Below are 13,760 nucleotides of genomic sequence, written 5' to 3'. Positions count from 1 at the left end.
GGGGAGAGTTAGGTTTTACTGTGCGGGCTCACTAACGCGCGTGTACTCCTGCTTCTCTTCGTCCCAGGAATCCGGGTCGTAAAGCACAGCGCCGACAGGGAGAATGAACGTTCTATTAAGAAGGTTCGCCGTACCGCAACTGAAACCGTGCGGACTCTCCGGGCGCGCCTCGAACAGGTAATCCTGCGGATCCGCCTGCGCAGAGAACCGTGCCCTCTGCAGCCGCCTATCCAAAGCCTCAAAGGACGGCTTAACATACATGAAGCTAGTCTGCCTGAAATCTGCCCGCTGACCGAACGTCGCATCCGCGAAGTAGGCGCCCTCAAAGCTCACCCCGTTGAAGCTCACCTCCCACGCGAACGTCACCCCGCCAAAGCCGACATGCGCCGTGAACGTCGCCTCACTAAAGTCGGCATCCTGCGCGAAGACCGTGTTATCGAAGTTCGCGTACTGCGGGAAGTCCATCTCATAGCGCGTCCTCGGAAGCGCGATAAAAGACGCCCGGCTGAACGTGGCGTCGCCGTCGAACCGCGCCCCACCAAAATCCTCGTACTGCGTGAAGGACGCCCCGCTAAAGTCCGCCGCGCTCGCAAAGCGTACGTTGCTGAACATTGCGGACTGCTTGGTGGCTATACCGGCAAAGCGCGCGACCCCGCCGAATAGCGACTTGGAGAACACCGCCGAACGGTTGAAGACCGACGCGGCGAAGTGTGCTTCATCGTGGAACGTGGAGGCGGTGAACACTGCCTTTCCGTCGAAGGTGACCGCCGCGAAGCTGGCTATGCCCGCGACGTTCAGGTGTGAGAAGTTGGCATCGGACTTGAAGGCGGATACCGCGAAGTCAGCCGCAGCCGAAAAGACCGCGTCTGAGAAATCAGCCTCGCCGGTGAAGTTTACGGTCGCGAAGCTTGCCGCGTCCGCAAAGCGTGCCCCGCTGAACTCTGCCACGCCTGCGAAGTGTGCGGCGCTGAATCCCACCCAGTCGGTGAAGTTCGCGCCGTGGAAGGAGGCGTCAGCGGTGAACTGCGCCGCCGAGAAGCTGGTGTCACCGTGGAAGGTTGCGCCGAAGAAATCCGCCGGACCGTAGAAGGTTGCGGAGGCGAAATCGGCGTTCTGAAAGTGCAGCTGCCGTAGCGGGTAGAAGATGGTCGCGCCGCCGAAGTCGAAGCGCAGATCAGCCCACATGGGTGATATTGGCGGCGTCGTGTGCCGGCTTTTCCTGTTGTCTTTCTCGCTGCTCGCGGCGACGGTGGCGAGGCGGCGACTGAACTCCATGAAGACTGTGCGGCGCACTAGCTGCTCCTCGCGTAGTGCCTCCTGATCGCGCGTAAAGTCGCCTTCGTACCCTTCGGGGGTCTCGTCTGATTCTAGGGTTTGTCGTTTCTGCGCGAGGGGGTAGGGCGTGCGGATGCACTCGGTCAGTGCGTCGATGATGGTCTGGGCTTCTTCGCGGCGTACCTGCTCGGGGAGAGAGGTATCGGTGAGCCATTCGTCTGCGAGGCTTGCGAGCGTGTACACCCCGCTGAGGCGTACGGCGGGCTGCCCGTCAAGGAATTGTTCGAGAGCGTGCGTGTAGCGTTCGCGCCGCCCGGCCTGCTGGTTGCGTGCCGGGGTGTTTTTGCGTTGCCGCAGCGTGGTGAAGAGTTTGTTGAGGTTCATGGTGGTGTGCCCTTCCTGCTCCGGTGCTGGCTTATAACCAGCATAGGGGAGAGCCCCGCCCTGGCGCGCTCGCGGTGGTTAAAAGTAAGAAGCCCCGCCTGCACGAGAGGTGCAGGCGGGGCATCTGTAGGTGGGCCTTATTTAGAGGGGCTTCTTTCTTTTCCAGAACCTTCTATTTACTTCGCAGGCTCACTTATGCGGTTTGAATCAGGATCAAAAAGTATCGTGTTGAGAGGTATATCGAACGGTTTATCTATGAGCTTAGCCGTTCTGCAACGAATAGGTTTGCTTTCTTCTGTAACGGAGAAATTGTAATTCCTCCGGTCCACGGCTACGGAGAATCGGGCATGCCAACACATAGCAATGAAAGTTGGTTCAAAGTTCGTGAAGGTCGCTTTGTAGAACCCAACACCGCCTTTGAAAGTAGCCTCGACAAAATTTGTGTTGCTTGTGAAAGTTGCCCCTCCAAATTTGGCCTCACCGGCGAAGATTACGCCGTAGAAGCTAACATCACCTGTGAACGTCGCCTCGTTGAAGTTAGCCTCATGAGCGAAATACGCACCCATAAAGTTTGCTTTACTATGGAATTCTGCATTATTGAAATCTGCATTGCCGCTGAAGGTTACGCGGCTGAAATCCTTAGCATTGATGAAGGGTGTAGCTCCGATAAATTTTGCTTCCCCAGTGAAAACTGCCCTACCGAAATCTACATTATCAATGAATGTCGCATCGATAAAGTTAGCGTCATTGGTGAAAATCGTCCCGCTGAAGTCTGCATTGCAGGTGAAAGTTACACGAGAGAACTCAGCCTTAGCATGGAACTTCGAAGAAGAGAAATTACCTTTCTCAATCGTGAGGTTATTTAGGGAATAGAAAATGGGCGCTTGGCTGAAATCGAATTCAAATTCGCTCCATGCACCCCGGCTAGGAATCATATCCCCCTTTTCGTTTTTGGTGAAAGTGCTGCTGCGCTTGCTCATTTCAACAAAAATGGTACGGCGTATGTCCTGTTCTTCGTGGAACTTTGCATAGTCCGCGGTGATATCTTTAGGATTTTCGTATTCGTCAGAATCTTCGAAACGCTTAAGCAAGCCCTGAAGCCGTGAAGACTCTCCTTCGCTGAGCTTCTCGAATTCTGATTTCTGGAGCTTTTCTAGTTCTTTGCGGGCTTCATATTCTTCAATTTCCTCTGCTAGGGGGAAAGGTGAACGAATGTAGGAGCAGAGGTTGTTGATAATAACCTGCCCTTCTTTGAATCGAGTTTCTTCGTCGATATTGTCGTCGTCCAGCCACTCATCTACAAGGCCTATAAGCGTGTAAATACCTCCCATTCGAATAGGACGGTTCGCGTCGGCAATTTGCTCAATAGCTGTGATGTAGCGGACACGACGTTCCGTATGTACTTGGCGAGTCCGGGGGGAGGAATGTTTATTTCGTGGGCTTCTATTTTTAAGATGAGTATCTATTAACGTAAACACGGCAAGAATGGCCCCAGTCATAAAAAAGATAAGTTGGCGGATCGTATCAACACTACGATTGTCATCTTGGGGGAGGGAGAATAGTAAGGGGGCTGAAAATGCCAGAATTGCCCCAATGAAAGCAGTACCAAAGAGAGTGGGATAGAACCAGCCTGCAGTTTGGTAAAAATTTTCCTTTTGGGGTTGTGTAGACCTGCTACGCTTCTCGGTCATGATTTGAAATTTCTCCTATCTTTGCTACGGGGAGTAGTTATCTTCCAGTATATCGGGAAGCATCCATGGTGAGGAGCCTCCAAAATGATGGATGGGTGTCTCAGAGACCCACTTACGTATTATGTGGTATATGAATTTAGCAATAATTCACGGAAACTTTGTTTAATTATTTATTAATAATTAAAGTAACATTCTATCCTAATGCTAGTTATTTTCTATATAATTGCACACTCCGGTTTCCTCGTTATATTTATGCTTTTCTTTATTGTATCTCTCGATATAGTAGTCTTTTTTGATTTCTAGATGGGATTCTGTTAACCCCTGGATAGAGTTGTTTTCAATGTTCTCGTATTTTTTGTCCTTTGAGTTAAAGGATGGGGTAAATATATGAATCGAAGATGCGTTGGCGGAAATAAGGATGCCAACTGCTTTTGGTTCGGGGTGTTGTCTATCTCCTGAAAAGACGCATGAATATGGATTGGCTAATTCAGTGTTGCTGTTTCCAGGGTCTGCTATCAGTCGCCCTACTCCCTGATAGACGGTGTTGATGTACATATTGCCCGTTGATGCAGCTATTAATGCAATTATTACAAGGGTAGCCCGTAAAAATCCTTTGTAATTGTTGGATATTTCGTGCAAGGGAATAGTCTTTTCTTCTCTAATTGTTTTTAGCATACTATACCCGATGGATAATTGACCGAGTAAAAATGAAAAGGTTATACTTCCTGTAAGGTATAAAACTTTCGATTCACTATCAAAGGCGTTGAATATGAAATTAAGTATCCATGTTGTTGGAAAAATTAAAATAGATAGCTGTAGGCATGTGTAAAAATATAGAATATCCCAATTCTTATGTCGGTGAATAGTTGTATTATTAAATATTAGATGAGTCCCAAATTTTGAGGATGGGAGAAGAGCGATACTTGGCAATGTGGTTAAGTAGATAATTGCCAGAAGTAGAAGGGATTCTGCAATCCATACCTGTTGATTTTGAGGCAGTTTGAGTGAGGTAATTTGTAATGCTATTTCTGTGTTGTTTCCTAGTGTATCTTTGTAATGCATTAATACTAAGATAAATGGTAAGGATATAACAATTGGTGACAGAGAGATTAGATATTTAATATGATCTAAAGGGGTGTATTTTGTTATGGTCGATTCTTGGGTTTTTGAACTATCTTGATTCTCTTCAGAATTTTCCTTATATGTTTCAATATTTTTTTTTATTTAGAATTATCCATTTCATGGCAAGGGGGGAGATTACTAAGATTACCGCAAGCATTAGGAGTTGAGATAAAGATTTATTTGCTGTAATTGCGTCATTGAAGCAGAAGAATGCCCATATTGCTATAAATAAAATTGGGGTAGCAATAAGTGCTAGCGCGGTTTGGATTAGTGGATTTATACTCTCCCTTCGCTGTCTCTGTAGCTTGGGGAATATGTAGATGGTAAGTAATAGGCTATTCTTGATTTCGGTGCATTTTTTCTGGATGGCTTCACGCCGTGTGAATCTGGGGTTGATATTTGGCATGTTTTCTCCTGTCTACTTTGAGAGGATATGGTCGTAACCAGGATACGGTAGACGGGTAGCCTCAAGCCACAGGTGAAGGTTGGAGAATTGCGGGTTGGACCAGCAAGGATGCCTCCATAAAGTGAGCGATGGGGCTCATAAACAGGCCCTCCATATATAAGAGGAGTGAACCTCTGATGTCTCACTGCACCCCTAGCAACGCTGTTAGAGGACTAAATCCAGACCTAAAAATCACCTCGCACACCCTATATAAGGTGTCCCTGCGCCACCTTCCGGAACTCCTCCCACACCCCAATTTTCGGGTTTTCACCCCTTTTTAAAGATTTTTAAAAATTTTTTCGCCCAACCACCCCACCCATATCCGCCGTGAGCTGAATCGCCTCGCTGCACCCTCACCCAACGCAAAACCCCCGGAATTTCGGGGTAAAACTGCCCATTTACGCCTCGCCGCCACCCTAAAATCCCCCGTAAAACGGCCATCCAGAACCCCGAAAAACCCACCCTTCACGCCCCTCCACACAAAAAAGTTGAGTAAAGTTCGCTCAACTCTATTGACACCCCAGCTAGGGGAGTGCATACTTGAGTACATGAGGCTCAAGGGAGCCGCGCAGACCGTCCCACACGGGGCGGCATGCGCAGCACCGACCGCCTCCAAAACTTTCAAACTATCCCGCCTCGCATTAGAAGAAGCGGGGCACTGATCACAAGGAGTGAATACATATGGCACGTGCAGTAGGTATTGACCTCGGTACCACCAACTCTGTTGTTTCGGTTCTCGAAGGCGGCGACCCCGTAGTTATCGCCAACGCAGAGGGCACCCGCACCACCCCCTCCGTCGTCGCATTCTCCAAGGACGGCGAGGTTCTGGTCGGTAGCGTCGCAAAGCGTCAGGCAGTGACCAACGTCGACCGCACCATCTCCTCCGTCAAGCGCCACATGGGCACCGACTGGACCACCGAGATCGACGGCAAGAAGTACACCCCGCAGGAAATCTCCGCCCGAACCCTCATGAAGCTGAAGGGTGACGCAGAGGCATTCCTGAACGACACCGTCACCGACGCTGTCATCACCGTCCCGGCATACTTCAACGACGCTGAGCGTCAGGCAACCAAGGAAGCCGGCGAGATTGCAGGCCTGAACGTCCTGCGTATCGTCAACGAGCCCACCGCCGCAGCACTCGCATACGGCCTGGACAAGGGTAAGGAAGACGAGCTCATCCTGGTCTTCGACCTCGGTGGCGGTACCTTTGACGTCTCCCTGCTGGAAGTCGGCAAGGACGAAGACGGCTTCTCCACCATTCAGGTTCGCGCAACCAGCGGTGACAACCGCCTCGGTGGTGACGACTGGGACCAGCGCGTAGTCGAGTGGCTGCTCGCACAGGTGAAGGCAAACACCGGTGCAGACCTGTCCAAGGACAAGATTGCTCTGCAGCGTCTGCAGGAAGCAGCTGAGCAGGCTAAGAAGGAACTGTCCAGCGCAACCAGCACCAACATCTCCCTGCAGTACCTGTCCGTCACCCCCGAAGGCCCCATCCACCTGGATGAGAAGCTGACCCGCGCAAAGTTCGAGGAACTGACCCGCGACCTGCTCGAGCGCACCAAGAAGCCCGTTCAGGACGTCATCAAGGAAGCCGGCGTGTCCGTCTCCGAGATCTCCGAGGTCGTTCTGGTCGGCGGCTCCACCCGTATGCCCGCCGTTGCTGAGCTCGTCAAGGAAGTAACCGGCCGCGAGCCCAACAAGGGCGTGAACCCCGACGAGGTCGTGGCAATGGGTGCAGCGCTGCAGGCAGGCGTTCTGAAGGGCGACCGTAAGGACGTTCTGCTGATCGACGTCACCCCCCTCTCCCTCGGTATCGAGACCAAGGGCGGCGTGATGACCAAGCTGATCGAGCGCAACACCGCAATCCCGACCAAGCGTTCCGAGACCTTCACCACCGCAGAGGACAACCAGCCCTCCGTGACCATTCAGGTCTTCCAGGGTGAGCGTGAGTTCACTCGCGACAACAAGAACCTGGGTACCTTCGAGCTGACCGGCATCGCCCCCGCACCCCGCGGCGTGCCCCAGATTGAGGTCACCTTCGACATCGACGCAAACGGTATCGTGCACGTCTCCGCAAAGGACAAGGGCACCGGCGCTGAGCAGTCCATGACCATCACCGGCGGTTCCTCCCTCTCCAAGGACGACATCGACCGCATGGTCAAGGACGCAGAAGCACACGCAGAGCAGGACAAGGCACGCCGCGAGGCTGCTGACACCCGCAACGCAGCCGAGTCCGTCGCATACTCCGTCGAGAAGCTCCTGAAGGAGAACGGCGACAAGCTGCCCGAGGACGTCAAGACCGAGGTTCAGGGCGATGTTGACGAGCTGAAGAAGGCACTCGAGGGTGACGACGATGCAGCAGTGAAGTCCGCACTCGAGAAGCTGCAGGCTTCCCAGTCCAAGCTGGGCGAGGCACTCTACGCAGCAGCACAGGCTGAGGCATCCGAGTCCAAGCCCGCCGCTGATGAGGACGTTGTCGACGCCGAGGTTATCGACGAAGACGAGAAGAAGTAATCATGGCTGAGCAGGAAAACACCACCCCCGACCCGCTGGAGGAGGCATTCAACGCCCCCGCAGCGGAAGGCCACCCCGAAGCTGAATCGGTCGAAAGCCCCGAGGAAGCTGCGGAAGCCGTCGAGGCTGAGCTCCAGGATGCCGTAGAAGCAGAATCTGCGGATGCAGCACTCGCAGCAGAGCGCCTGGACTCCCTGCTTCGCCTGCAGGCCGAGTTCACCAACTACAAGAACCGCACTGCCCGCGAAAAGGAGCAGCTGCGACTCTTCGTCATCAGTGACCTGGTCGGTTCCCTACTGCCGGTGTTCGACGACATCGACGCCGCACGTAAGCACGGCGACCTGCAGGACGGCCCCTTTGCCTCCATCGCTGCGAAGCTCGAAGAGCTGCTCAGCAAGCAGGGTGTGGAGCGTTTCGGTGAAGTAGGAGACGCCTTCGACCCGAACATCCACGAAGCTGTACTGCAGCAGCCCACCGACGAGGTGGCCGAGGATCATGTCTCCATGGTTCTGCGTTACGGCTACCGCGTGAACGACCGCGTGGTTCGTACCGCTCAGGTGGCTGTGGCTGTCGCACCGTAAGGCGGTCGGCTAAGCATTGGCTGAATAACTAACGACGGGCGGGTGCTCTCCCTGATGGGGGAGTGCCCGCCCTGTTGTTTGCCTGAGCTGTTCTGCCTGAGCTATTTGCCCGGGCCGCCTGGCGCGTCTGTTCTGCCCGGTGCGCCTGTTTTGCCCGGGATGCTATGCCCGGTGTTGGCGCGGGTTTCGGTGGGCTGTGGCGGCGGTTAACAGGCTTGTAGGGGTGCTATTTTTTTGGGCTTAGCCCTTTCAAAATTGAGTCAAGTAGACTAAACTTTTATATAGAGTATTAAGACAAGCACGCGGTGCCCCTGCAAGCCGTCCCGTAACCGAGGAGGGCGGCGCATCACCGCACGAAGGAGAAACACAACATGGCAAGCGAAAACTGGATAACTGACGACTTCTACAAGACCCTAGGTGTTAGCGAAGATGCCAGCGAAAGCGACATTAAGAAGGCGTATCGCAAGCTCTCACGCAAGTACCACCCGGACCTTAACCCCGGCGACGCCGCAGCAGAGAAGAAGTTCAAGGAAATCTCGGAAGCATACGATGTGCTCTCCGATAAGAAGCAGCGTGAAGAGTATGACCAGATCCGCCGCTACGGTGCCGCAGGCATGGGGGGTTTCGGCGGTGGCGGTTACACCGGTTACCCCGGCGCGGACGCATTCGGTGGCTTCAGCAACGGCGGCGCAGGGATCAACATTGACGACCTGCTCGGCGGCCTCTTCGGTGGCAGTGCCGGCGGCTCCCGACGCTCCGCAGGCTTCACCAGCGCAGACTTCGGCGGCATGGGTGGTGGCGGCTTCGGCGGCGCACAGCACGCAGCACCCGAAGAAAGTACTACCAGCACCCGCATCAGCCTCGCCCAGGCATACACCGGCGCGACCGTGACTGTGTTCCTGCCGGACGGCTCCCACACCGAGGCACGCATCCCCGCAGGTATCAAGGACGGTCAGAAGGTTCGACTGCGCGGCAAGGGTCTGCGCGGCGGTGACCTGAAGGTCACCGTGCGCGTCTCCGAAGATTCCGTGTACTCCCGCGAGGGCAACAACCTGATTCTGCGCGCACCCGTCACCCTCGCCGAGGCCGTCGACGGCGCCGTGATTGAGGTGCCCCTGCCCGACGCATCCACCGTGAAACTGCGCTTGGCACCCGGCCAGGTCGGCCGCCGACTGCGTGCTAAGGGCCGCGGCTTCAAGGCTAAGGGCGGCGACGGCGACCTGCTGGTCATCCCCGAAATCGTACTCCCCACCGAGCTGAGCGCAGAGGCGCAGGAAGCATTCGATAAATTCGTAAAACTGGTACCGCAGGAGGACCCGCGTAAGGATCTGTTGAAGAAGGCGAAGTAAACCATGGCATCTCGAGAATCATCATCTAAGTCCCATAGCGGCAAACCATTGCACAGTGTGGACCGCCCGGTTTTCGTGATTTCTGTGGCGGCTGAACTGGCCGGCATGCACCCACAGACTCTGCGCCAGTACGACCGTATTGGCCTGGTCCAGCCTTCGCGTGCGCCGGGTAAGGCGCGCCGCTATTCGCAGCGTGATGTGAACCGTCTGCAGCAGATTCAGCAGCTCTCGCAGGAGGGTGTCTCCCTGGAAGGTATTCGCCGCATTATTGAGCTGGAATCCCTCGTGGAGCAGCAACAGGAGCAGATCGCGGCGTTGCAGCGTCAGGCTGAGGACGCGAAGGTGAAGCTGGGCATGGCGGAGCGCGTGTTCGCCGCCGGTACCAGTGGCGATGTGGTGCATATTGCCCGCGGTACCCGCCCGGCGCCTCGTCGGCGTTCTTCGGCGGTGGTTCTCTACCGTAAGCCGCGTTAACCTGTTAGGCTAGGATAAACGGCTCGGCTGTTCTGGCCCATCTGCGCTAGTCAGCCACCCATATAGGCTTGTGCGTCTTAGCGTTGTGCGAGCGAGGTAGGGTAGACCCCCGCCCGCATGCACTCAGACCCACACACAAGAAGGTGAGGCTCCCCGAATGATCGGGGAGCCTCACCTTCTTAACGTATGCACTTTGCGCGGCGGCGGGAAATCACATGGCGGTAACTCTTGCTAGCGCTGCTCCGCTTACTTGCGGCGGTAGGTCAGATCGTGCGCGCGGCGGCCCGCCTCCTGAGCCTTACGCTCAAAGCTGGTGAGAGTACGACCCTCCCAACGCGGAGCCCAGCCACCCAGCGGATCCTCCTCGGTCGCACCGGCGCCTGGGTTCACGTTCTCAAAGTCGGGGTGCGCCTCCAGAACCTCACGCATGACCAGGGCGTACTCCTCCCAGTCAGTCGCCAGACGCCAAATGCCGCCGGGCTTGAGCACACGCGCAACCTTATCAGCAAACGCCGGGGACACCAGGCGGCGCTTGTGGTGGCGGGACTTGTGCCAGGGATCCGGGAAGAACACCCACAGCTCATCCACGGAGTTCTCCTCAAGCATGTTGTCGAGCAGCTCGGGTGCGTTCGCCTGAGCCACACGCACGTTCTCCACGCCGGCGTTACCCATCTTCAGCAGCAGGTCCGCGATGCCGGGGGTGTACACCTCAACGGCAAGGAAGTTTGCCTCGGGCACCTCAACTGCGCGGTGCACGATTGCCTCTCCCAGACCGGAACCAATCTCGACGACCTGGTACGCCTTACGGCCGTAAATCTTGACCGGGTCGAAAGTCGCCTCGGGGGCTACGGAAGTATCGGTGCGCAGGCGCGGGATGTCCAGCACATGGGTGGGGGAGTAGGTGTCCCACGCCTTCTGACGGCGCGCGGTGAGGCGATCGCCGCGGCGGACGAAGGAGTAGGGCTGGCGGAAGAATTCCTCGGGAACCGGCTTCTTGGCCTTTTCTTCGGTAGATTCGGGTGCCTGGCTAGGCTGTGTGTTCTCAGTAGACATACCTAAAAGAATAGCGTAGCGCCGCTACACCGTGCGGTTTCGTGGTGTGTGGGGCTGGCGTGACGCTGAGCTAACCGGGCGTGGGGTGGGCGCGATGTACATCCTACGGGCGTAGAAATTTAGCGAACATACAAAAGTGCGGCGGGAACGAATACTGTTCCCGCCGCACTTTTGTGAGGTCGTTTGAGTGAGTTAGCGTGTGGGGCCTACTTCTTGGAGCCCAGCAGTGCCAGGCCCGCGCCGAGCAGCACAATGTTGTTTGCGAGCTGCTGGCCGTCCTGGGTGGGGCGGAAGAGCTCGTCGTGCATGTCCGGATTGCGGAAGTACATGGTCATCAGGCTTGTCGCGAATGCGGTCAGACCTGCGCCCGCCAGGCGTGCGGGGATGAAGGGGGTCAGCAGGGTTGCGCCGAGTGCGGTTTCTGCGCCGGAGATGAGTTTACCGAAGGTTGCTGCGTCCAGCTTGGAGACTGCGGGAACACCGGTTGCCGCCATCTGCTGCAGGAAGGCGTAGGTGCCTTCGTCTGCCTTGAACTTCTTGACGCCTGCGTCGAGGATGAGCGCGCCGGCGGTGAGTCGAAGTGCTGCGTTGGAGAACTTGCCCATTATTGTGTCCTTCTGCTTGGTAGTTGGTTGGTTAGGTTTTTGTTGAACAGTTTCTACTCTAGACCCAGTTCCGTGCTTTGTAAAGTTTTACATGTAAATCTTCTAAATATTTTTGGCACCACAAATTCCAACCGGGAATAGCACAAAATTCGCTCATAGAAATTTTTGGGCACTTGCACCCCCTATCTTCTGTTGGATTCCTTGTGCTCATGTGGGTCTTAAGAGGTAAAATTTGAAATTATTCATTCTCTGCATAATTCTTTATCCGTGATGTAAGAAAACGGCAACCCCGTGAAATCGGAGTCCACAAGCTCAAGCGCACGGCACAACCTGAGGAAACGCGAGGCTCCCCTCCTTCTTGCCACCAAGAAATATGCATGAATACCAACCACCCGGAACCGCCCAAACCAAACTAAGGCGAACCGACGCAGGAAAGAGAAATACGTGACACAGCAGCCAACGCCGCATAACTCCGTCACCGGCCTAGACTCCGAAGCAGAGCACTCCAAGCTCCAACGCGGACTTAGCTTCCGGCATATCCAGCTCATTGCTATTGGTGGTGCTATCGGCACCGGCCTCTTCCTCGGCTCGGCAAAGACTATTGCGCTAACCGGCCCCTCCATCGTCTTCGTCTACGCAATTATCGGTAGCGTCATCTACTTTGTGCTGCGCGCCATGGGCGAGATTCTACTCTCCAACCCCAACTACAAATCCTTCACCGACTTCATTACCGACATCCTTGGCCTTCGTGCCGGGTTCTTTGTCGGCTGGTCTTACTGGTTCTTCTGGGTGGTCACCGGCATTGCGGACGTCATTGCCATTACCGGCTACGTCAAATACTGGTGGCCGGACATCCCCGCCTTTGCCCCGGCACTGACCGTGATCGTGGCTCTGCTTCTGCTGAATCTGCCCTCAGTGAAGAACTTCGGCGAAATCGAATTCTGGTTCGCCGTCATTAAAATCGTCGCCATTGTGCTGCTCATTGTTGTGGGTGCGCTCATGGTCGCCTTCAGCTTCACCAGCCCCGACGGTACCGTCGCCTCCGTAGCGAATCTCTGGGATCACCCCGGCCCCTCCGGTAGCGGTATCTTCACCCAGGGCCTGATGGGCTTCCTGGGTGCCTTCCAGATTGCACTCTTCGCCTTTGTGGGCGCTGAGCTGGTCGGCGCCGCCGTGGCGGAAACCGAACACCCCGAACGCACCCTGCCCAAGGCAATTAACGCGGTGCCCTTCCGCATTGGTCTCTTCTACGCCCTGCCGCTGCTGACCATCCTCGCCGTAACCCCTTGGGACAAGCTGGATAAGTCCATGAGCCCCTTCGTGGGTATGTTTTCCCTGGCTGGCATTGGTGTTGCCGCCTCCCTGGTGAATTTTGTGGTGCTGACCTCCGCGGCGTCCTCGGCGAACTCTGGTATTTTCTCAACCTCCCGCATGGTCTACGGTCTGGCGCACGACGGTGCCGCACCCTCCGCGTTGGGCAAGCTCACCAAGAATGGTGTGCCCGCCAATGCCCTGTACCTGACCACTGTGATGCTGCTGTTCAGCCTGGTTATGCTCTATGCCGGTAGTGGCATTATGGAGGCGTTCACTGTGGTGACCTCTGTGGCATCGATGATGGGTGTCTTCACCTGGAGCATGATTCTGATTGCGTATCTGGTGTACCGCAAGAAGTTCCCTGAACGCCACGAGGCGTCAGAGTATAAGATGCCCTGGGGTATCGGTATGAGTTGGTTTGGTCTGGTCTTCTTTGCCGTGATGGTATACGCCCTGAGCCTGTACCCGGATACCGCTGTCGCTTTGGCTCTGACCCCCGTCTGGTTCATTGCTCTGGCTATCGGCTACGAGATTCTGACTCGCCGCCATGCGGCGAAGCGTGCCCGCGCGTTGGCTTCTGAAAACAGCGATGACGAGGCTTCTCAAAAGTAATTCTGTTCTTGCGTTGGTACGTATTGGTATAGCGTTTAAGCCCCGTTTTCACATTCTTTTTGGATGTGGAGGCGGGGCTTGCGTATGTTTCTGTGTGTGATGAGGGGATAGTTCACACCGGGTAGTATGACCTAAATAATAGACATAAGTCACAATTTTTGCTGAAAATCCACTCCTGAACCCCCAATATCCTGTAGAATAACTATTCAAATAGCTGTGAGAGCACCCAGATAAACTCCGCGTTGGTCGATAGTGTGACACTTCCGAACACAGTGCGGTAACTGGTAGAGCCCCAGCCACGCCCCGAAATCCGGGGCCGCCCCGCAAAGCAACTAGCCGCA

The 13,760-nt window shown here is 55.3% G+C and carries 10 protein-coding genes; 5 read left to right on the top strand and 5 right to left on the bottom strand.

What is annotated here, in order from left to right:
* Positions 1–15: 15 nt before the first annotated feature.
* From QFX07_RS07335 to QFX07_RS07325, 3 genes are all read right to left on the bottom strand, one after another.
* Positions 16–1,518 carry a pentapeptide repeat-containing protein gene (locus tag QFX07_RS07335; protein ID WP_459741161.1) on the bottom strand — a complete coding sequence of 501 codons (1,503 nt, stop codon included), beginning with the start codon at positions 1,516–1,518 and terminating at the stop codon, positions 16–18.
* A 317-nt stretch (positions 1,519–1,835) separates the two neighbouring features.
* On the bottom strand, positions 1,836–3,350 hold the full coding sequence (locus QFX07_RS07330; RefSeq protein ID WP_279754260.1) for a pentapeptide repeat-containing protein: 1,515 nt from the start codon (positions 3,348–3,350) through the stop codon (positions 1,836–1,838).
* 204 nt (positions 3,351–3,554) lie between these two features.
* Positions 3,555–4,412, bottom strand: coding sequence for a hypothetical protein (locus QFX07_RS07325; protein ID WP_279754261.1), 858 nt, complete (start codon positions 4,410–4,412; stop codon positions 3,555–3,557).
* 1,186 nt (positions 4,413–5,598) lie between these two features.
* Here QFX07_RS07325 and dnaK point away from each other — a divergent pair.
* The 4 genes from dnaK (at position 5,599) to QFX07_RS07305 (ending at position 9,835) form a co-directional block, all read left to right on the top strand.
* Complete coding sequence (dnaK, locus tag QFX07_RS07320; protein WP_279754262.1) at positions 5,599–7,431, top strand: molecular chaperone DnaK; 1,833 nt, start codon at positions 5,599–5,601, stop codon at positions 7,429–7,431.
* Positions 7,432–7,433: 2 nt separating this feature from the next.
* On the top strand, positions 7,434–8,012 hold the full coding sequence (locus tag QFX07_RS07315; protein ID WP_279754263.1) for a nucleotide exchange factor GrpE: 579 nt from the start codon (positions 7,434–7,436) through the stop codon (positions 8,010–8,012).
* Positions 8,013–8,383: 371 nt separating this feature from the next.
* Positions 8,384–9,361 (top strand): DnaJ domain-containing protein, encoded by a 978-nt coding sequence (locus tag QFX07_RS07310; protein WP_279741695.1) that lies wholly within the window; start codon positions 8,384–8,386, stop codon positions 9,359–9,361.
* A gap of 3 nt (positions 9,362–9,364) precedes the next feature.
* A complete protein-coding gene (locus tag QFX07_RS07305; protein ID WP_279754264.1) occupies positions 9,365–9,835 on the top strand; it encodes a heat shock protein transcriptional repressor HspR in 471 nt (156 codons plus the stop codon).
* Between the two features lie 246 nt (positions 9,836–10,081).
* Here the strand turns inward: QFX07_RS07305 and trmB are convergent, their stop codons facing one another.
* Together trmB and QFX07_RS07295 are read right to left on the bottom strand one after the other, a co-directional pair.
* Positions 10,082–10,888, bottom strand: coding sequence for a tRNA (guanosine(46)-N7)-methyltransferase TrmB (gene trmB / locus QFX07_RS07300; protein WP_279754265.1), 807 nt, complete (start codon positions 10,886–10,888; stop codon positions 10,082–10,084).
* Positions 10,889–11,094: 206 nt separating this feature from the next.
* Entirely contained in the window at positions 11,095–11,493 is a 399-nt protein-coding gene (locus tag QFX07_RS07295; protein WP_279754266.1) for a hypothetical protein, read from the bottom strand.
* Positions 11,494–11,937: 444 nt separating this feature from the next.
* Between QFX07_RS07295 and QFX07_RS07290 the strand changes: the two genes are divergently transcribed.
* On the top strand, positions 11,938–13,419 hold the full coding sequence (locus QFX07_RS07290; RefSeq protein ID WP_279741703.1) for an amino acid permease: 1,482 nt from the start codon (positions 11,938–11,940) through the stop codon (positions 13,417–13,419).
* Positions 13,420–13,760 lie beyond the last annotated feature (341 nt).

The sequence above is a fragment of the Rothia similimucilaginosa genome, from assembly GCF_029850985.2.
Classification (GTDB): Bacteria; Actinomycetota; Actinomycetes; order Actinomycetales; family Micrococcaceae; genus Rothia.
Note: the sequence above shows the minus strand (reverse complement) of the source record. Positions and strands in the feature narration are given on the sequence as shown.

What these genes read in the sequence shown, in the direction of transcription:
- QFX07_RS07330 (WP_279754260.1), bottom strand. Translation starts at nt 3,350, where the DNA reads ATGACCGAGAAGCGTAGCAGGTCTACACAACCCCAAAAGGAAAATTTT.
- QFX07_RS07325 (WP_279754261.1), bottom strand. Translation starts at nt 4,412, where the DNA reads ATGCATTACAAAGATACACTAGGAAACAACACAGAAATAGCATTACAA.
- dnaK (WP_279754262.1), top strand. Translation starts at nt 5,599, where the DNA reads ATGGCACGTGCAGTAGGTATTGACCTCGGTACCACCAACTCTGTTGTT.
- QFX07_RS07315 (WP_279754263.1), top strand. Translation starts at nt 7,434, where the DNA reads ATGGCTGAGCAGGAAAACACCACCCCCGACCCGCTGGAGGAGGCATTC.
- QFX07_RS07310 (WP_279741695.1), top strand. Translation starts at nt 8,384, where the DNA reads ATGGCAAGCGAAAACTGGATAACTGACGACTTCTACAAGACCCTAGGT.
- QFX07_RS07305 (WP_279754264.1), top strand. Translation starts at nt 9,365, where the DNA reads ATGGCATCTCGAGAATCATCATCTAAGTCCCATAGCGGCAAACCATTG.
- trmB (WP_279754265.1), bottom strand. Translation starts at nt 10,888, where the DNA reads ATGTCTACTGAGAACACACAGCCTAGCCAGGCACCCGAATCTACCGAA.
- QFX07_RS07295 (WP_279754266.1), bottom strand. Translation starts at nt 11,493, where the DNA reads ATGGGCAAGTTCTCCAACGCAGCACTTCGACTCACCGCCGGCGCGCTC.